This window comes from Methylomonas koyamae (genome assembly GCF_001644025.1).
In the GTDB taxonomy this organism is placed as follows: domain Bacteria; phylum Pseudomonadota; class Gammaproteobacteria; order Methylococcales; family Methylomonadaceae; genus Methylomonas; species Methylomonas koyamae_A.
The window spans coordinates 1-18,503 of the sequence record NZ_LUUK01000167.1 but is presented as its reverse complement, the minus strand read 5'-3'; the positions used below and the strand labels follow the sequence as shown (position 1 = coordinate 18,503).

The 18,503-nt window shown below is 52.6% G+C and carries 16 protein-coding genes; 7 read left to right on the top strand and 9 right to left on the bottom strand.

The window, feature by feature from the left end:
* Positions 1-102 precede the first annotated feature (102 nt).
* Together A1355_RS12415 and A1355_RS12410 are read right to left on the bottom strand one after the other, a co-directional pair.
* Positions 103-1,338, bottom strand: coding sequence for a dicarboxylate/amino acid:cation symporter (locus A1355_RS12415; RefSeq protein ID WP_064028541.1), 1,236 nt, complete (start codon positions 1,336-1,338; stop codon positions 103-105).
* Between the two features lie 116 nt (positions 1,339-1,454).
* Positions 1,455-2,873, bottom strand: coding sequence for a sigma-54 dependent transcriptional regulator (locus A1355_RS12410; RefSeq protein ID WP_064028539.1), 1,419 nt, complete (start codon positions 2,871-2,873; stop codon positions 1,455-1,457).
* A gap of 236 nt (positions 2,874-3,109) precedes the next feature.
* Here A1355_RS12410 and A1355_RS12405 point away from each other — a divergent pair, with 236 nt between their 5' ends.
* Complete coding sequence (locus A1355_RS12405) at positions 3,110-4,354, top strand: HlyC/CorC family transporter (RefSeq protein ID WP_064028538.1); 1,245 nt, start codon at positions 3,110-3,112, stop codon at positions 4,352-4,354.
* A 183-nt stretch (positions 4,355-4,537) separates the two neighbouring features.
* On the opposite strand, the gene corA is transcribed toward A1355_RS12405, so the two are convergent.
* The 3 genes from corA to xrtA all read right to left on the bottom strand — a co-directional run bounded on the left by corA (position 4,538) and on the right by xrtA (position 9,018).
* Positions 4,538-5,815 (bottom strand): magnesium/cobalt transporter CorA, encoded by a 1,278-nt coding sequence (gene corA / locus A1355_RS12400; RefSeq protein ID WP_064028556.1) that lies wholly within the window; start codon positions 5,813-5,815, stop codon positions 4,538-4,540.
* 154 nt (positions 5,816-5,969) lie between these two features.
* On the bottom strand, positions 5,970-7,367 hold the full coding sequence (locus A1355_RS12395; protein ID WP_064028536.1) for a mannose-1-phosphate guanylyltransferase/mannose-6-phosphate isomerase: 1,398 nt from the start codon (positions 7,365-7,367) through the stop codon (positions 5,970-5,972).
* Between the two features lie 145 nt (positions 7,368-7,512).
* A complete protein-coding gene (xrtA, locus tag A1355_RS12390; RefSeq protein ID WP_064028534.1) occupies positions 7,513-9,018 on the bottom strand; it encodes an exosortase A in 1,506 nt (501 codons plus the stop codon).
* Positions 9,019-9,234: 216 nt separating this feature from the next.
* Here xrtA and A1355_RS12385 point away from each other — a divergent pair, with 216 nt between their 5' ends.
* The 4 genes from A1355_RS12385 to A1355_RS12370 all read left to right on the top strand — a co-directional run bounded on the left by A1355_RS12385 (position 9,235) and on the right by A1355_RS12370 (position 13,419).
* Complete coding sequence (locus A1355_RS12385; protein WP_064028532.1) at positions 9,235-10,494, top strand: hypothetical protein; 1,260 nt, start codon at positions 9,235-9,237, stop codon at positions 10,492-10,494.
* Positions 10,495-10,508: 14 nt separating this feature from the next.
* Positions 10,509-11,462, top strand: a complete 954-nt coding sequence (locus A1355_RS12380; protein ID WP_064028530.1) for a glycosyltransferase family 2 protein — start codon at positions 10,509-10,511, stop codon at positions 11,460-11,462.
* 27 nt (positions 11,463-11,489) lie between these two features.
* Positions 11,490-12,728, top strand: a complete 1,239-nt coding sequence (locus tag A1355_RS12375) for a glycosyltransferase family 4 protein (RefSeq protein ID WP_064028528.1) — start codon at positions 11,490-11,492, stop codon at positions 12,726-12,728.
* 109 nt (positions 12,729-12,837) lie between these two features.
* Positions 12,838-13,419: a tetratricopeptide repeat protein gene (locus A1355_RS12370; protein ID WP_064028526.1), complete on the top strand. Its 582-nt coding sequence runs from the start codon at positions 12,838-12,840 to the stop codon at positions 13,417-13,419.
* A gap of 75 nt (positions 13,420-13,494) precedes the next feature.
* Here the strand turns inward: A1355_RS12370 and galU are convergent, their stop codons facing one another.
* A complete protein-coding gene (gene galU, locus A1355_RS12365; RefSeq protein ID WP_064028524.1) occupies positions 13,495-14,376 on the bottom strand; it encodes a UTP--glucose-1-phosphate uridylyltransferase GalU in 882 nt (293 codons plus the stop codon).
* Positions 14,377-14,511: 135 nt separating this feature from the next.
* Here galU and A1355_RS12360 point away from each other — a divergent pair, with 135 nt between their 5' ends.
* Positions 14,512-15,837: a TolC family outer membrane protein gene (locus tag A1355_RS12360; protein ID WP_064028521.1), complete on the top strand. Its 1,326-nt coding sequence runs from the start codon at positions 14,512-14,514 to the stop codon at positions 15,835-15,837.
* 113 nt (positions 15,838-15,950) lie between these two features.
* On the opposite strand, the gene A1355_RS26410 is transcribed toward A1355_RS12360, so the two are convergent.
* The gene (locus A1355_RS26410) at positions 15,951-16,079 is read right to left on the bottom strand and encodes an MFS transporter small subunit (protein WP_269454756.1); all 129 of its coding nucleotides are present in this window, start codon (positions 16,077-16,079) and stop codon (positions 15,951-15,953) included.
* A 19-nt stretch (positions 16,080-16,098) separates the two neighbouring features.
* Complete coding sequence (locus tag A1355_RS12355) at positions 16,099-17,484, bottom strand: OFA family MFS transporter (RefSeq protein WP_064028519.1); 1,386 nt, start codon at positions 17,482-17,484, stop codon at positions 16,099-16,101.
* A gap of 255 nt (positions 17,485-17,739) precedes the next feature.
* Here A1355_RS12355 and A1355_RS12350 point away from each other — a divergent pair, with 255 nt between their 5' ends.
* Positions 17,740-18,312, top strand: a complete 573-nt coding sequence (locus A1355_RS12350; protein ID WP_157197865.1) for a hypothetical protein — start codon at positions 17,740-17,742, stop codon at positions 18,310-18,312.
* A 44-nt stretch (positions 18,313-18,356) separates the two neighbouring features.
* Here A1355_RS12350 and A1355_RS26405 read toward each other — a convergent pair.
* Positions 18,357-18,503, bottom strand: a 147-nt coding sequence (locus tag A1355_RS26405) for a CBS domain-containing protein (protein WP_157197864.1), incomplete at its 5' end; no start/stop codon positions are given.

The window sequence follows — 18,503 nt, the reverse complement described above, 5'->3', positions numbered from 1 at the left end:
GGTCATCGGAATTAATCGGCTATTATCTTCGGCCCGCTCCCGATCGACCATAGGAAAAATTCTCGATTGATTAAGACTCGCACTGACAGCTTGTGTGGAGAATTAGCCGGGGCGGCCGACCCACCTCTGCACAACCAAGCTTCCGATCATATCGCCTTCGACGTTGACCATGGTGCGCACCGTATCGAGCAACCTGTCCACCGGCAACAAGATGGCTATCGCTTCCGCCGGCAAGCCCACCGATTGCAATACCATCACCATCGTCACCATTCCCGCGCTGGGTATGCCCGGCGCTCCCATGGCCGCCAGCATCGTCGTGAAACACACGATCAATTGCTGCGTCAAATCGAGCTCGATACCGGCCAGATTGGCGACGAACAAGGCTGCCGCCGCTTCGTAGAGCGCGGTACCGTCCATATTCATAGTCGCTCCCAACGGCACGACGAATCCCGCGATTTCGGCATCCACATGCAAGTGCTGCTCGACGCAGCGTAGCGTCACCGGCATCGTTGCCGAGCTGGAACTGGTCGCAAACGCGGTTAGCAACGCTTCGCGCGCGCCGTTAAAAAAGGTCAACGGCGCCATGCCGGTCGCCCCATACAAAAGCAGCGGCAACACCACAAAGCCGTGCAGCAGCGTAGTCCCGATCACGACCGCGACAAACTTGGCCAAGGTTGCTAATACGGCGGCATTTTGCGTGGCGACCAACTGAATCAACAAGGCCATGATGCCCAGTGGCGCCAGACGCATGATCCATCCGACCAAGCGCAGCATTAACTCCAGTGTTTCACGAAGCAGCAATAATATGTTCCGGTAGCGCTCTCCGCCGACCACCAATGCGATTCCGAGTAATAACGCAAATACCACGATTGCTAATATATTGGCTTGCGCCAACGCGGCGAACGGATTCATGAACAAGCCGTGCAGGAAACTGGCGGCGAATTCGAGCGGCGTCATTTGCTTGGCGGCGAATCCGGCGGTGGCGTCGCGAAACCAAGTCCCCGACTGACCGGCACCCGGCTGAAACAGATGCGCGGCCGCCAAACCCAGCGCGATCGCCAACGCCATCGAGAACACAAAAAAACATAATGTTGCGACCCACACCCGTTGCAACTGGCTATGCTGACGGAGATTGGCGACACCGACCGCGATCGAAGCGAACACCAGCGGGACCAATACCATTTTCAACAAATCGACAAATACATTGCCGACTAATCCAGCCAGATACAAACCGACTTTCACGCCAGGCGCATCCGGCCCGGTTGCGCCGAAACCCAAGCCAATCGCGAGCCCTAACAGTGCCGCGACAAAAATCTGTTGGTTTAGCGACCGAGGCATGATTGCCACCGGCCAAATCGCGGCGCGACCGGGGCTGCGGCACGCAAAACGCGTATGAAACCGCAATAATATCGAGACTGCACTGGACAACAGCGAGCTGAAGATGTCATCGGCGCTTATGCCGTATCCACTTTACGCAATTTCTCGACCAATGTCGTTCGACGCATATTCAGCAATTTGGCGGCGTGAGCTACGACGCCGTTACACTCTTCCAGCGCCTGGCGGATCAATTCGTTCTCCAGTTCAGTCAGATATTCTTTTAAATCGATACCTTGTTCGGGCAAGTGTATCGCCCCGACGCCACCAGGTACTGCCGCACCCAAACCCTGATGCTCGGCTGGGCGGTATACGTGAATTTCCTGGTCCGGCAAAGTCGCCGGAAGATGATCGGGTATTTCGTAAGCTTGAAACTTTTCCGGCAAATCGCCGGTATCGACCAACGCATCGGGCTTAATGATGGCCAGCCGTTCGATCAAATTCGACAATTCCCTGACGTTGCCCGGCCAATGGTGTTGAGATAAGACCGCGACCGCGCGAGGACTCAATCTGACGGAACCGCGATTCTGCGCTTCCATACGGCTAATTAGATCGCTTACCAGATAAGGAATGTCCTCGGTGCGTTCGCGCAAGGCCGGAACTTCGATAGGGAATACGTTCAAGCGATAAAACAAATCCTCTCTAAACCGTTTTTCGGCAATCTCCTGCTCCAGTTGACGGTGAGTTGCCGCTACGATGCGGACGTCGCAATGTATCGTTTTATTACTGCCGACGCGCTCGAAAGTGCGTTCCTGCAATACTCTCAATAGCTTGACCTGCATGGGCATCGGCATATCGCCTATCTCATCGAGAAACAAGGTTCCGCCCTCGGCCAGTTCGAATCGGCCTTGCCGAGCGGTCAATGCACCGGTAAACGCACCTTTCTCATGACCGAACAGCTCGCTTTCGAGCAACTCGCCGGGGATAGCGCCGCAATTGACCGGTACAAAGGGTTTGTCCCGACGGGAAGAGCCGCGATGCAAGGCTTGAGCAACCACCTCCTTACCGGTGCCCGACTCGCCCAAAATCAGTACGGTGGCATCGGATTTGGCCACTTGATCGATCAGTTCGCGCGTCCGGGCGATCGCCCGGCTAACGCCGGCCAAGCCCTTATCGGAACGCGACTTTTTCGGCGACTCGGCAGGCTGAAAACTATCGAGCAGTTGAATCAACTCGGGATAGACCGTGGGCCATTCCAGAATCTTGGTGACCAATTGATGAACAGGGGTCGCTAACGCCTGCTGCTGGCCTCCTGCCTCGACCAACACCACAATTGGCGCTCCACTCGCGGCATCAGCGACCGACTTAAGCAGAATCGCCAATTTATCGTTGGAGCCGCCAACAAACACCACGTCCGCCTCTCGGCATCGGTCCGATGCGGTTTCGAACTCCTTCACTGTAAGGGTGTATACCCGATATTCCAAGAACTTGAGTACGGTTTCCACTTGCTGGACCCGAACAGGGTTGTCGTCAATGAGTAAAATTTCTGGCAAAGCCATGCTTCGTTTCTCTGGAATAGCCTGACGGTACGATTTAGGGTAGGAATGGGCTTTAAGTTAAGCACCGAAACCCTACATTGTCAAAATGCTAGCTTTTCAATTTATTGCAATAAATTGTTGAAGTGGTTTGAATGAAGCATACGTCATTCCACTCCGTTGGGAGGACGTTTAGGCTTGACAAAAACTCTCCAGTAGACAAACTAAGCCGATGTTCCACTGCCAAGAGCACCGTTGCCTTGAACGATATTTCCCTTAGTATACTCTTCGGTATACTGGCCGCACTGTTGTTGATTTCCGCGTTTTTCTCCGGTTCGGAAACCGCGCTGATGACGCTAAACCGTTACCGCCTGCAACATCTAGCGAAAAAAAAGCACAAGGGCGCGGTCAAGGCTCAGACACTGTTAAAGCGACCGGAGCGCCTGAACGGGCTAATTGCCCTTGGTTATCACCTGGGAATTGTGCTCACTGCTTCACTGACCACCGTCATCGCGCTGCGTTTGGGGGGGGAACCATTGATTTTACCGGCAGTGGCGGTGCTAACCGGTTTGATACTGATTTTTTCGGTCAGTATTCCCAAAACCCTGGCGACTTTCAGACCTGAAAGACTGGCATTTTTCTCCGCTTGGTTTTTCATCCCTCTAGTGAAACTACTATATCCAGCGGTTTGGACTCTAAATTTACTATCCAGGCTGTTGCTACGAATATTCGGCGTCAACAGTAGCAAAGCCGACTTGGTGACGCGAGATAAGGAAGAGTTAAAAAACATCGTCTCCGATGCTAATCATTCGATGCCGACCCGCTATCAAAACATGCTACTCAGTATCTTGGATCTGGAATCGGCCAGCGTCGCCGACATTATGACGCACCGCAATGACGTGGTCGGTATCGATATTGAGGAGCCACTCGAGGACATCATTGCCCAGCTGCAAAAAAGCCCTCACACCCGGATGCCGGTCTACAAAAAACATATCGACCGGGTGATCGGCTTTTTGCATCTGCGTACCGTGTTGGCACAAGTTAGCCAACCAGATTTCGATAAACAAAAAATCGTCAATAGCCTCGCCAAACCTTTTTTCATACCGGCCGGCACGCCCATTTCGAAGCAAATGCAGATATTTAAATCCGAGAAACTGCGGATCGGCCTAGTTGTCGACGAATACGGCGACGTATTGGGATTGGTCACGCTAGACGATTTGCTGCAAGAAATCCTCGGAGAGTTGATCGCCGAAGAAGCCGACATCAAAGTTCAAAAAGACGGCAGCTTTTTGGTCGATGCGGGTACGACAGTTCGCGAGCTCAACCGGCTCACCAATTGGCAATTACCCACCGAAGGCCCCAGAACCTTAAACGGCTTAATCATCGAATACATGGAAACCATTCCCGAGCCAGGAACCAGCATCAAGCTCTACGGGCATGTCATGGAAATTCTCAAACGAGACGATAATACGATCAAACTCGTAAAATGCCATTCGCTGGTTTGACGCGAAATGCAAAAAAAAGGCGCTAACTCTAAAGTTACCGCCTCAAAGCATTAGGAAGAAATATAACGCAACTTTAACTGTTAACCGAACAAAAAAGTTAGCGTTAGATTAATCGAGTCAATACTGATTGAAAATGTGGCATATTGTCGCAGCAGCATAATGCCTCCCGGTTTGGAGACGACATTATCTCAACCAACCCTTCCGTTTAAAAAAAACAAAAGGCGCTACCACCGAAATCGTCATCAATACCAGCGCGAACGGATACCCCAACGCCCATTTCAACTCCGGCATGTTATCGAAATTCATACCGTATATGCTGGCGATCAGCGTTGGCGGCAACATCGCGACAGACGCAACCGAGAAAATTTTGATGACCTTGTTTTGGTTAATGTTGATAAAACCAACCGTCGCATCCATCAAAAAATTGATCTTATCGAACAAAAACGCGGTATGACTGTTTAACGATTCGATATCACGCAAGATTTGCTGGGCGTCATCCAGTTGCGTGGTGTTCAACAATTTGCGGCGAATCAGGAACGACACCGCGCGCTGCGTATCGAGCATATTACGGCGAATCCGGCCGTTCAAATCCTCTTCCTCGGCAATGTCGGCCAATATAGCCGCAGCCTCCTCATCGCTGATATTTTGACTCAATACCTGCTTGCTGACATTTTCCAGCTGCGCATAGACGTTTTCCAAGGCATCGGCCGAATATTCCGCTTCCGCCCCATATAAATCCAGCAGCATATCCTTACAGTCCGATACGAAGCCGGGTTGGGTTCTGGCACGTAAACGTTGCAAACGAAAAACCGGCAACTCCTCGCTGCGTACCGAAAACAACATCTCACCGCGCAAAATAAAGGCAACCGGCACGCTACGCGATTTACCCTCCCGATCCAACAAAAAATCCGAGTGAATGTGAATCTCGTGTTGGTCCTCGACATAAAAGCGCGCACTGGCCTCCAAGTCGGTCAAGTCCAGCGGATCCGGCAGGTCCAAGCCGTAGTGCTGGCCGATCAATGCGCGTTGAGCCTTGCTCGGCGCCAACAGATCGACCCAGATCGGCTGAATCGCCAACAAGTCGTGACGACAGGTAATCGCGACTTTCGACAAACGTCCGTCGACCAATTCAAAGGCGCTCATTTGGCCGACGCCGCAGTGCGGCTCCCGATCGCCGACCAAGGCTTCCCGCAACGCATCCGACAACTCCCAGAGTACGTCGTCCTGACGAGCGTCTTCCACTTGTTCCCATACCAAGCGGGCGTCGTCCAAATCTATGGACTGCAAAATATGCCCGATTTCAACCGCGGACAATTTGTCGAGCACGCTACGCAGTTCCACCATGTGCTGTTTCTGCACCAAAGCGGTAACGAGCTTGCGTCTAGGCATGGTTTGATTGCTCAACATACCTTCGACCAGCTTATGCTTTCTCAACAAATCGTTGACGGTTTGTAGCGACAAGGACAACTCCAAGGGGAATAAGGTCTACAGGGTGGCATGATCGTCGAATGTACTCGAAGCATACTTATCGAGCGGATTTTTCAAAAAACGGGAGGCCTAAGCCTCCCGAGTCGTTGCGGAATAACAAGGACGCAACGGCGTGCGTCCCGCGCGGTCAAATGCGTCCGTACTGGTCTTCGTAGCGCACGATGTCATCCTCGCCCAAATAACTGCCAGACTGGACTTCGACCATTTCTAGCGGGATGACGCCAGGGTTCTCCAGGCTATGAATCACACCCAATGGGATGTAAATGGATTCGTTTTCCGAAACTAGAATTTTTTCGCCATTCTTGTCGACCCAGGCTGTTCCTTTAACAACCACCCAATGTTCGGCGCGATGATGGTGCTTTTGTACCGACAGTTTCGCGCCTGGTTTGACGACAATGCGCTTGGTCTGATGCCGATCGCCGCAATCGACCAAGTCATAGTGCCCCCAGGGACGATAGACTTTACGATGAACGTTGGCTTCGCTACGCTTCAATGTCTTCAATTGTTCAACGACTTCCTTCACATCTTGCACTCGATCCTTTGCCGCGATCATGACCGCGTCGTCGGTTTCTACGACAATCAGGTCGTCAACGCCAATCACCGCAACCAACTTGTTGCTGGAATGCACAAAGGAATTACGGGTATCGACGGTCAACACGTCGCCTTTGATCGCATTGCCGGAACCGTCCTTATCGGTCACGTCCCACAGCGCGGACCAAGAGCCAACGTCATTCCAGCCGGCATCCAACGGTATCACCGCCGCCTTATCGGTTTTTTCCATGACTGCATAATCGATAGAATCCGACGGACAGGTCGAGAATGTCTGTTTGTCCAAACGTACAAAATCCAAGTCGGGTTTGGCGGCTTGCAGCGAAGCGCGGCAAACCGCCAACATTTCCGGATTGAAGCGCTCCAGCTCGCGCAGAAAAACACCGGCTTTAAACGCAAACATACCGCTGTTCCAAAAGAATTCGCCGCTTTCCAGATAACGCTGAGCGGTTTGCGCATCGGGCTTCTCGACAAAGGCATCGACTTTGTAAGCGGGGCCATAGCGTAGCGAACCGCGCTTGATATAGCCGTACCCCGTTTCGGGTTCGGTCGCGACAATTCCGAAGGTCACCAACAAATCCTGTTCCGCCAATGCACGAGCCTCCAGCACCGCATGGTGGAATGCAGCTCGGTCGGCAACGACGTGGTCGGCGGGCAGTACCAACAACACGTCGTCCTCGGCGGCACTCAACGCGGCCATTGCCACGGCCGGCGCGGTATTTTTGCCGACCGGCTCCAGAATAATCGCGGCTGGCCTGACGCCGATTTCGCGCAATTGCTCGGCCATCATGAAACGATGATCCTCGTTACATACGGCGATCGGCGCTTTTAATCCAGCTAAACCATCCAGCCGCAATACCGTTTCCTGAATCATCGTATAACCCGAGACCAACGGTAAGAATTGCTTGGGATATTGACCGCGCGAAAGTGGCCACAGTCGCGTTCCAGAACCGCCTGAGAGTATTACCGGTGTCATAGTTTGGTTTCCTTGCATCGAAATAAAAAACAATGGGGGTAGTCTAGCATCATGCTCGCATCGGGCGTCAACCTGTGGGTGGGCATCGCAAGCGGACGCATTTTCGCGTGAAGCGGATAATTCACCGCTAGAGAGCATCCTCGGTTCATTGACAACAAACCGCCAAAACTCGTTGCAATCTCGCCCGGCCTTCGACCAGATCGTCACCGATCACTTCGGTATACAATACGATCAACATTTCCGGATCGGCATCGCCAGTTAATCGTTTTAGCAATTGCCACCATTTCGCCCGATAATCGCTCGCAGTATTGAAGTTGCCGACACGATACCATCGATACACAAGCAAGTTTCGGGCCTCGCTTTTCAACAGCGACTCGACGACTTCGCCCGACGTTCCATCAGGCCAATCTACCTGTACCGCTCTTTCGGAAGCCATACGCCAGACTTTATGCTTTTGCGGCACCAGAAAATTTTGGGAGTTCACCAATTCTCCGCCCTGCGATTCGTCACCGAAATTCGCAAAATACATCGCCACTGTTCCAGATGGATCGTCAACCGCGTTTTTTACCTCCGCCATGACGCCATTGAAAGTTGGCCGCCATCCCCAATCGGGCGGCGATTGAACAGCCCCCCCACTTCCTCGGAGCGTGACTATTTGGTCAGGTATGGCAGCCGCTACCGCCTGCCGAGCGGCCAAACTCCGAAAGACGATAGGCCAAGCAATAAGACCTATCACGACGACGGCTATCATCGGCAACAACCCCTGATACCTCGTCATCGGTTCAGGCATACTTTGCTCGGACGATGTATCGACGATTGTTTCTTGATCGGCCCAAAACGAACCGGCATAAAACAGCAATAGCATGATCAGCCCGAAAAACAACCAACCGTAAATAATATGATCGACACCCACAGCCAATTTCATGCCACTAAAATGACCAATCATCACGATCATGTAAGCACGCAAACCGTTCGCCAGAATCGGCGTTAAAAACGATGCGATAATGAATAGGGTTCGTTTTCGTAAGTTACGGAAATTCAAATACGCGTAGACAAGACCCAAGGTCAACGAAGCGATTAAGTAGCGTAAGCCACTACATCCCTCCACTACCGACCAGCTCCCGGAAGTCAGCATAAAAAACATGCCGTCACGGTAAACGCTCATGCCTGTGAGGCGTATCATCCACACCACAAATGACGCCGTATATTCCATCATCCACGGTATGAACGCTTCCCCGAAAGGCACCATCAAGTAAAGAAACAGGATGGGAAACAGCATTTTTTTAATAACCGATCCACCCAATAGCGCCCAATAACCGCCGATCAGAATCGTTACGACAGCCCATTGCTCCAAAACCAGCACGTGAACCAATTTCGCCACCAACCAAACGAACCCGCCTATAGCCGTCACTAGCAAGCCCAGCCAGGCACTCTCGGGTTGCAGATTTCGGTAACAGTGGCGTCTGGACCAGATCAACCAAATGCTGATCGGCGCCACCAAAAAACCGTGAGTAAAGGTCTCGGATCGCGACCAAATCTCGACAATGGATGCCCAAGTCGAAAAAAAAGCGCCGACACAGACCAAGGTCACCAAAACGACACCCGCGACCGGATACCGCCACTGAATGGGCAAAGCCCCGAAAATCAACATTCGCTTCCTCAACTTTGGTTTTATGACAGCTCAGCAAGCCCCGCGACCGGGCTGGATACATTTTAGAATAGGCATGTGACATGCGATTGTCGATTCGATACCGCGTCGCGATAAAATTCACGGTGTCGAACTGTCGCTTGCTTCTCCCAGCGGATTCTCTGCTACGATGTATATTCGCCACTCCGCCAGATCCGTTCAACTGAGTATTATCGAACAATGTTAATCGTGATTTTGTTTTTTTTATGCCTATGGTTAACCGCGTTGACCGTGCTTTGGTTCTGGAAAAAGCCATTGTTCATCGCCACTTGGCGAGAACCTTACTTCGCCGAAACGCCGGTATTGATTGAAAGCGACGACTGGGGGCCTGGCGGAGATTATCAGGCTGAAAGACTCAGAAATCTGCTGGGCTCCTTGGCCACGACGCGCGATTCTCGGGGGCGTTGTGCGGTGTTAACCGCCGACGTGGTGTTAGCCGTGCCCGACGTCGCCAAAATCCAAGACGATGCCGACAACCGATACTTCCGAAAACGCCTGGATACCGACTTTCCGGAAATTTTTGAAGCGATGCGATCGGGCATGACGCAAGGTACATTCGTTCCGCAACTACACGGCCTTGAACATCTTAACGGTGAAGCTTTCGCCAAACTGCTAGGCGATGGCGACTCGCGCCTAAACGACGCTCGAGCCCATGCCGACTGGTGGGATTGGGAATCGCTGGATTCACCGCTGCAAGGCCACTATGTCGACGGCAGCCAGTTGCCGACGACACCGATAGCCGAAAATAAAGCGCGCGACATCGTCGAAACAGCCGGCCGTTTGTTTATCGAAATGTTCGGGCAACCGACGCTGACGACGGTTGCACCGTGTTATCTTTGGGGCGACGCCATCGAAGCGTGTTGGAGCGAGCAGCGAATTACGGCGATCCAAACCGCCGGTTATCGTTGCCTCGGGCGCGATGGAAACGGCAAATATTTTGCCGACCCTACCCTGATCCGCTGCGGCGAGCGCAACCGATACGACCAAGTCTATTTGGTTCGAAACGTCATGTTCGAACCCACCGACGGTAAACATACGCCCGACAGCGCCTACGCCGAAGCCTTAGCCGCGCATCGCCAGGCCTTACCGCTGACCATTTCCACGCACAAATACAATTTCACCCGTAGCGATACACAGTGCCGAGACTCGATCGCCGGATTGCAGCGGCTGTTAAGTCGAATTTGCACGACGCTACCCCACGTCCGGTTTCTGGCTTCGCCGGAATTGGCGGAATGGCTAAACGGCAACCGAAATGAAATCACCAATCGGTTTAACGGGGAAACTTGGCAAGGTTTGAGTCAAGCAAGTCAATATCGTAAGGTTGGTGCGTTTCTGTACCGATTGTATTACCGACACCCGAAGCTGGCGTGGATCGCCTATCTAAGCGGTTTAATCTTCCCGGCTTGGTTCGTGTGCGCAACCAGCACCCGCGACAGTTGACACCGTTTAATTCGATGAAAATTAGCGCGGTCATTCCCGCTTATAATAACGCCGCATTTCTTCGAGCCGCCATCGCCAGTGTACGCAACCAGAGCCATCAGGTCGACGAAATCATAGTGGTGGACGACGGCTCGGTTGACAATACCGAAACGGTTATCGCCGATCTAGGCAGCGATATTGTCTATCACCGTCAAGACAACCAAGGCCCCTCCGCCGCGCGCAACCAAGGCATTTCACTGGCCAACGGCGATTGGATCGCGTTTTTAGACGCGGACGATCAGTGGACACCCGATAAAATCGCCAAACAATTACAGGTGCTACAGACCCATCCAGCGCTACGCCTAATCGCCGGCGACATGGCGGAAATCGACACCGACAATCGATTACTCACTGCTTCGGTGCTGGACAAACACGGGCTTTCCGAAAAATTTTCGCAATTGGCCGGCGCTCCAGTGCCTAACGCGTTGGCGGCCTTGGTCGCGAAAAACTTTATTCCGACCGGTACCGTATTGGTCAGTAAAGCCGCGCTTTACGAAGCCTGCCTGTTTAACCCGACGATACGCTTCGGCGAAGACCTGGAGCTTTGGGCCAAAATCGCCGCAAAACATCCGATCAGTTGCCTGCCGGACACTTTAATGCTGCGCCGCCAGCATGGCAATAACGCCACTCAAGCCAGCGAACGCATGCTGGTTGATCTGACTCGGGTGATGGACTCGTTGGCACGGCAAATTGGCCCGGAGCTGCGCGCTCAAGGCGTATCCCCGGATGATTTAGTCTCTCGGGCGTTTTGGACATTGGGGTATTGGTACTTCAACAACGGCGCTCGAACTGACGCTCGCTCCGCCTTCCGGAGTAGTTTAACGCGCAAAGCAAATGCTCCGGCCTTACTTTATCTGATCGCCAGCCAGCTAACGCCGGGTGCCATAGCGGCGGTACGTGCCGTTAAACAGCGGTTGATCGGCCACTAATTCATTTAACCCATCGCCCCTATTCCAATGTCCGCACCAGTTCCTAAACGCATCGTCTTTGTCGAAAACGGTATCGGCTACGGCGGGGCCATCATTTGCCTCCGCCATTTGGTTAGAAACCTAGACACAACTGAATTCTCGGCGATGGTAGTCACGGGTAGAGACGGGCCGTCATATCGGGAAATAGCCGACGAAACCCTATGGCGACATATTCCGGACCGCCGGTTCGACATCGTCGGTTGGCGGCAACGAATCTCCGATATCGAAGCGATCCAAAACCAGCCGGTATTGCGAGTGTTAAGCAACCAACTACTCGCGAGAGCCGACGACATAGCCAATTTTTTGCCGTTCTTTCTGGCTTTGCTTTGGCAAGCCTGGCGTTTCAAGGCCGATTTGATACACGCCAATAACGAACCGCTCTGCAACCGCGCCGCGTTACTGGTGGCCAAAGTGTTAAACATTCCGGCGGTTTGCCACGTGCGCGGCGATCAGCAAGGCTCAAGATCGATGCGTTTGGCATATTCGCTGCCAGACCATTTTGTGTCGGTATCGCATTGGGTAGCCGCTAGTATGCGCGATAAACTTAAGATACCGGCCGAAAAAATCAGCGTGATATACGACGGCATTGCGCTGGATCAGCTGGATACGTATGCCGATGGTGCTGTCTTCCGCCGTCAATACGGCATTCAAAGCGACCAATTTGTCGTGGGCTTGATCGGCTTGCTGATCCCATGGAAAGGACAACACCTGTTTTTGGATGCGGCAAAACGCTTGCAAAGTCGAATCCCAAATTTGAAAATGCTCATCGTCGGCGGCACGCCGGACGACTGTAAAGGTTACGAGGCTGATCTGGTGCGCAGAGTCGCGGACGAAGGCTTGAACGCGACAGTGTCGTTTACCGGCCATATCAATAAAATGGAAACGGTTTATAACGGTTTGGATGTCATCGTCTCGGCGTCCACTAGTCCAGAACCCCTAGGCACCGTGGTTATAGAAGCTTTGGCGATGGGGCGACCATTGATCGGTCCGGCGCATGGCGGCGCCGCTGAAATGATAGAGCACGAAAAAACCGGCTTGTTGTTTAGGCCCGGCGATGCCGAGAGTTTGGCCGAGCAGATTTATCGAGTTTACTCAGACCGCCAACTGGGCATCCGTTTAGGCGAGCAAGCTCGTACATCCGCATTGCAGCGATTTTCGATACGCAGCCATGTTGCTCAGGTCGAAACGGTTTATCGTCGCTTGTTGGCACCCAGGAAGCAACGCTGAGCTCCAAGAAAATCAGGTTGGCGATTTGTATTCCTCTAAACAATCAATTTCAAAAAATGCTCCAAAAACTGTCTAATGGGGTATTACAACAATGTGAGGTCAATCGATCATGCTGTTAAGAAGCTTATTGTTGATAATTGCGCTATTCGGAATCTGCCCGCAAGCGCAAAGCGCTTGGCCAACGACAGATTACGACTTCGCCAGATTACCCAGGTTTTGCTGGGTGAGACTAAAAGGAAAAGACACCGCAGAGTACCAACTCTGGGCGAAGCGTATAGGCCCGGACATAATGCACATACATCACTATTGTGAAGGCTTGTTTTCGGCAATGTTGGCACGCGTAGAGCGCGACCCTATGGAGAAGAGGCAACTTTATAAGAACTCTATCGGTGGCTTTATGTACGTCGAAGAGCACTCATCTAAAAACTTTGCTTGGCGCCCGAGGATTCATTACGAGAAAGGACAAGTTTACGAAGAGAGTGGTCAGATCAAAGAAGCGATCCAAGAGTACCAAAGTGCAATCAAGCTGAACCCGAAACTTGCCCTAGCCTATGCGGCCCTCAGTGACTTGGCGGCAAGATCGGGACGGACTGACGAGGCGGTCGAAATATTACGGAATGGGTTAGAACAAAAACCGGATTCCAAAATGCTGTTGCGGCGTATGAGCAAGTTGAAAAAAAATAATAAATAGGGTTGCGTGGTTTTTGCGCCAAATTAATTATCACTGGTCGGCACCAAGGCGGCGCCGACCATTGTTAAGTCAAGACTAGATCTTTGAGACGCGGTCGCGCAAATACTCGGAAAATTCGCGATTGATTTCCTTATGCAGCAAACCGTATTCGACATTCGCCAATAGAAAACCGAACTTAGACCCGCAGTCGTAACGATTTCCTTCGAACTCGTAAGACAATACTTGCTCGTCCTTCATTAGCGATGCAATGGCGTCGGTCAATTGGATTTCGCCACCGGCTCCGCGACCGGTATTTTCAATTTTGTCGAAGATGGCTGGCGTCAAAATATACCGCCCGACGACCGCGATATTCGACGGCGCCACTTCAGGTTTCGGTTTCTCGACGATGGAACTCAAACGACCAACGCGCGGCGCGGTTTCGCTATGCTCGACGATGCCGTATTTATGAGTTTCCTTGGGATCGACCCGCTCCACACCGAGTACGCTGCTCTGCTCGCGCTCGAACAACTCGACCATCTGTTTCATACAACCCCGCTCACCGTCTTCGATCAGATCGTCCGGCAAGATCACCGCGAACGGTTCGTTGCCGACCACCGGTTTGGCGCAATGCACCGCGTGTCCCAGACCTAAAGCCTCGGCTTGACGAACGAAAACGCAAGATACATGCGACGGCAGCAATCCGCGCAACATGTTCAGCAATTCGGTTTTACCGCTCTTTTCCAATTCTTTTTCCAATTCGTAGGATTTATCGAAATGGTTGGCTATGGATTCCTTATTGCGACCGATCACAAACACCATCGTATCGATACCGGCTGCAATCGCTTCTTCGACGCCGTACTGAATCAACGGTTTATCGACGATAGGCAGCATTTCCTTGGCAACCGCCTTAGTCGCGGGCAACGAACGAGTTCCCAATCCGGCGACCGGAAAGACGGCTTTGCTGATTTTTTGGCTCATATAGACTCTGATGAATTAAAGAATTGTTTTTGACGTTTCTATATTGTTTGCCTAACCTTATGGCAAACTTAAACATTTAGTGTTCTTTTAAGCGATAATACCCGAGTATTTTTACCCTTTCCGCGAGATATGGCAATGATAAAACCGTTGAGTACCCTATTGATGGCTTTCGTGGCGACAAATTCGGCCTACGGGCAGGATTTGCTCGAAACCTATCGCTTGGCGCTACAAAACGACCCGGAATTCAGAAGTTCGGATATCAACAAGCTAACGACAGCGGAACTAAAGTCTCAAAGTATCGCCCAAATGCTGCCGAATGTCTCGTTCACCGCCGGCAGTAATCGCACGCGCCTGGAAATCGAAAGCTTTTTACCGAATACGCCGCTACAGCATTATCTGGACAGCAGACTGACTTTCAATTTGCGCCAACCCGTGTTCCACTGGGACCACTGGATACAACTCGACCAAGCCGATAACCGTATCGCCCAGGCGGAGGCACAATTTCAGGCCAAACAGCAAGCTCTGATGCGCCGCACGGCGGAAGCCTATTTCAACATACTAGCCGCCCAAGACAATCTCGAATATAGCACTGCCGAGAAAAAAGCCATTGAAAAACAACTGGAGCAAGCCAAACAGCGTTTCGAGGTTGGCATCATCGCCATCACTGACGTTTATGAAGCTCAAGCCGGTTACGACAGGGCGTCGGCCAGCGAGATCGAGGCGCAAAATCAGCTGGACAACACCAAGGAAGCATTACGCGAAATCATCGGCGAAAACGCCGCCGATTTGACAACGCTCGCCCCGCAATTACCGCTCAGCCCCCCGACACCGGAAGACATGGCTAGTTGGGCCAATGCCGCCGAGAACAGCAACTTTTCTATCGTCGCCCAGATAAACCAAGCCGAATACATTCGGAAAAACGTCGATCTGCAGCAATCCAAACATTTACCGACAATAGACATTGTCGCTCAGTACTCCGAACAGGATAGCAGCGGCAGTCTATACGGCACCTTGGGTAACACCGAAAGCTTCGGCCTGCAACTCAACCTCCCCCTATTCGAAGGCGGCGGCACGGTTTCTCGCACCCGCCAAGCCGCGCACGAATACGAATCCGCGAAAGAGGACCTGGTCAAAGTCAAACGTAGCGTCAACCGCAACGTCAAGGATGCTTTTCGCGGCGTGGTCTCCAGCATCAGCCGGGTCAAAGCACTGGAAGCCACCAGCAAATCCGCGGAAGTCGCCGTGGAAGCCGCCGAAGCCGGTTTCGAAGTCGGCACCCGGACAATGGTCGACGTACTGACCGAGCAACGCAATCTTTACAAGGCCAAAAGCGACTTCGCCCGTAGCCGTTACGATTATTTGATCAACGGCATTCGCCTAAAGGAAGCCGCCGGCAGCCTAGCCGAACAGGACCTCGAGCAGATCAATCAATACCTAGGCGGCCAAATCGGCAAAAATTAGCCGATCACGGAGTCGATCGCCCGACATGAAAACGCAATCGTTTGAGCCAACCAACCTCACGCACAGGCGAACCCCCATTGATCGCCGCTAATCCAGGCAATAGCTTGCGGGCTCTAAGCGAACAAAGCCAGCGCTTTTTGTAAGGTTGACCACACTCCCCAACTCAATGGAATCAACACATACAGCCAAAATACGATTGCGATCAATAGGCGGGATATACCGCGTTGTTTGTTCTCTATCATGACGCCTGCTCCAGGTTGCTCAATGATCGTCGGCCGGATACACCCCATCCAGCTCTTCGAATTCGTCGTGTTTCATATGATGTTTTTCATGGACCGGGCGTATAGCCAGATTGGCGATAAAACCCAACACCAAGATTCCCGCCATGATGTACATCGTCACGTTATAAGCATCGCCTTTGGCCACTCCTTGGCCGATTTGATACTCGCGCAGATAATTTACCAACACCGGCCCTAATACACCGGCGGTGGACCAAGCGGTCAACAACCGGCCATGTATGCCGCCGACGTACATTGTGCCGAAAATATCGGCCAGATACGCGGGGATGGTCGCGAACCCGCCGCCATACATGCTCATGATCAGGGCATAGAGCACCACGAACAGCGGCAGATTACCGGCGCCGCCCGATGTCGGTACCGTCCCGTACAGCAAGGCGCCGATCGCAAAGAACACGAAATAGGTCTGCTTGCGCCCGAGGTAATCGGATGCCGACGACCAAAAAAACCGTCCGACCATGTTAAACAAGCTGAGCAAACCAACGAAGCCGGCCGCCGCCGCCGCATCCACCCGGCCCTTGAACATCTCTTGTATCATCACCGACGCTTGCCCGAGCACGCCGATGCCGGCGGTCACGTTCAGACACAGCACCAGCCACAACAAATAGAACTGCGGTGTTTTCAGCGCTTGGTCGATATGTACGTGTTTGTCGGTAATCATTTTGTGGCGTACCGTCGGTGGTGTCCAACCCGGCGGCCGCCAATCCGGCGGCGGAATTCGGATCGCCAACGCGCCGATAGTCATCGACAGAAAATACAAACTCCCCATGGTCATGAACGTCTCGGCCACGCCCACCGAAGTCGCCGACTTGAAATGCGTCATCAACCAAACCGCCAACGGCGCGCCTATCATGGCCCCGCCACCGAAACCCATGATTGCCATGCCGGTCGCCATGCCACGCCGATCCGGAAACCATTTGATCAGGGTCGACACCGGTGAAACGTAACCCAAGCCCAGACCGATCCCCCCCAGCACACCGTAGCCAAGATACAGCAAGCCAATTTCGTGCAATTGGACACCCAAGGCCGCAACCCAGAAACCGCCACCGAAACAGCACGCGGCGACGAACATGGTTAAACGCGGCCCGACTTTCTCCAACCATTTGCCACCCACCGCCGCAGACAACCCTAAGAACACAATCGCCAAGCTGAAAATCCAACCTAGCGTCGTCAGCTTCCAGTCCTCCGGTGTCGCGGCGCCGATACCGACCGCACGGCTCAAAGGCTCGTTAAACACGCTGAACGCGTAGGCCTGGCCAATACACAAATGTACCGAAAGCGCGGCGGGCGGCACCAGCCAACGGTTGAATCCCGGTTGGGCAACGATGGTTTGTTTCGCAAAAAAACTCATGAACACTCCGATAAATCCGACGGCCTACCTCATTGGCCGCAACACCTGAGTTGCCCACCAAAAAGCTCGAGGCGATGATACAAAAGGTAATTCGCTCGCGCCGCCATCGTCAAAGGGTTTATTCTATCAGCGTTAAATCGTCGGTTGGCACAATCGGCCGGTCTTTGCTAACTAACCCATGACCCGTTGAATAATCAACTGGAGTTGTTCAACCGATCAACGAATATTTTGAGTTTCCGCCACGCGCAGAAATGCGTGGATCATAAATTTTTTCAGGTCGGGCTAGAAAACGCCGGGCCACCGGACGAGTTCATTACGATGATAGGCTTTATTTTTTGCTGCGTTGGCCTGGCCTTCTTGGTGCAGAACGGCAATCCTTACTTGGCTTTATTGGAAACTCCGGTCGCGCTGGCGATCGGTCTGACCTTGATGGGTGTCGCGCTACTGGCCGGCTACTTGAAAAAATTGCCGACCATTGTGTGGCACGACGGTTTCGCGAGTGCCGGCTTATTGGTTTGGTACGCCTATTGGAAGCCGCAATTCAATGACGACGCGCCGATGTTTTTCTTCTTTCCAGTGTATTTCGCGACCCTGACCACCCTCGTAACGCTATCGTTGATTAACCGTGCCGAACGCTTTGATTTGGACTCGATCGAACATTTGCGATATTTGGAAAAAATCACCCGCTTCAATTTCGGATCGGTGATCGGCTTTGTCATCGTCGGTTTGTTGGTTACCCGCCATTACGCGCTGTACCCGATGTCCATGACGTTTTACATCGTCCGTCACACGATGGTCGTCTGCCTGGAAAGCGTGGAAAAGGCTTAGCCTCCGACGACCGAAGTTTTCGGCGGCCGGAAGCCTGAATCGGGTTAACGAATCGTCAGCAAGGCTCTAAGGACATCCACCCGGCTAATCATGCCGACCAACGAGTCGTTCTCGAACACCGGAAAACTGCGCATCGGCGAATCCTGAAATTTGGTGGCGATGTCCACCAAGCTGTCGCTGGCCTTAACAGT

Bases quoted from the DNA above. Each gene is read 5' to 3' on its own strand.
- galU (WP_064028524.1), bottom strand. From the start codon at position 14,376: ATGAGCCAAAAAATCAGCAAAGCCGTCTTTCCGGTCGCCGGATTGGGA.
- xrtA (WP_064028534.1), bottom strand. From the start codon at position 9,018: ATGTTGATTTTCGGGGCTTTGCCCATTCAGTGGCGGTATCCGGTCGCG.
- A1355_RS12375 (WP_064028528.1), top strand. From the start codon at position 11,490: ATGTCCGCACCAGTTCCTAAACGCATCGTCTTTGTCGAAAACGGTATC.
- A1355_RS12415 (WP_064028541.1), bottom strand. From the start codon at position 1,338: ATGCCTCGGTCGCTAAACCAACAGATTTTTGTCGCGGCACTGTTAGGG.
- A1355_RS12355 (WP_064028519.1), bottom strand. From the start codon at position 17,484: ATGAGTTTTTTTGCGAAACAAACCATCGTTGCCCAACCGGGATTCAAC.
- A1355_RS12395 (WP_064028536.1), bottom strand. From the start codon at position 7,367: ATGACACCGGTAATACTCTCAGGCGGTTCTGGAACGCGACTGTGGCCA.
- A1355_RS12410 (WP_064028539.1), bottom strand. From the start codon at position 2,873: ATGGCTTTGCCAGAAATTTTACTCATTGACGACAACCCTGTTCGGGTC.
- A1355_RS12380 (WP_064028530.1), top strand. From the start codon at position 10,509: ATGAAAATTAGCGCGGTCATTCCCGCTTATAATAACGCCGCATTTCTT.
- A1355_RS12370 (WP_064028526.1), top strand. From the start codon at position 12,838: ATGCTGTTAAGAAGCTTATTGTTGATAATTGCGCTATTCGGAATCTGC.
- A1355_RS12385 (WP_064028532.1), top strand. From the start codon at position 9,235: ATGTTAATCGTGATTTTGTTTTTTTTATGCCTATGGTTAACCGCGTTG.
- A1355_RS12360 (WP_064028521.1), top strand. From the start codon at position 14,512: ATGATAAAACCGTTGAGTACCCTATTGATGGCTTTCGTGGCGACAAAT.
- A1355_RS26410 (WP_269454756.1), bottom strand. From the start codon at position 16,079: ATGATAGAGAACAAACAACGCGGTATATCCCGCCTATTGATCGCAATC.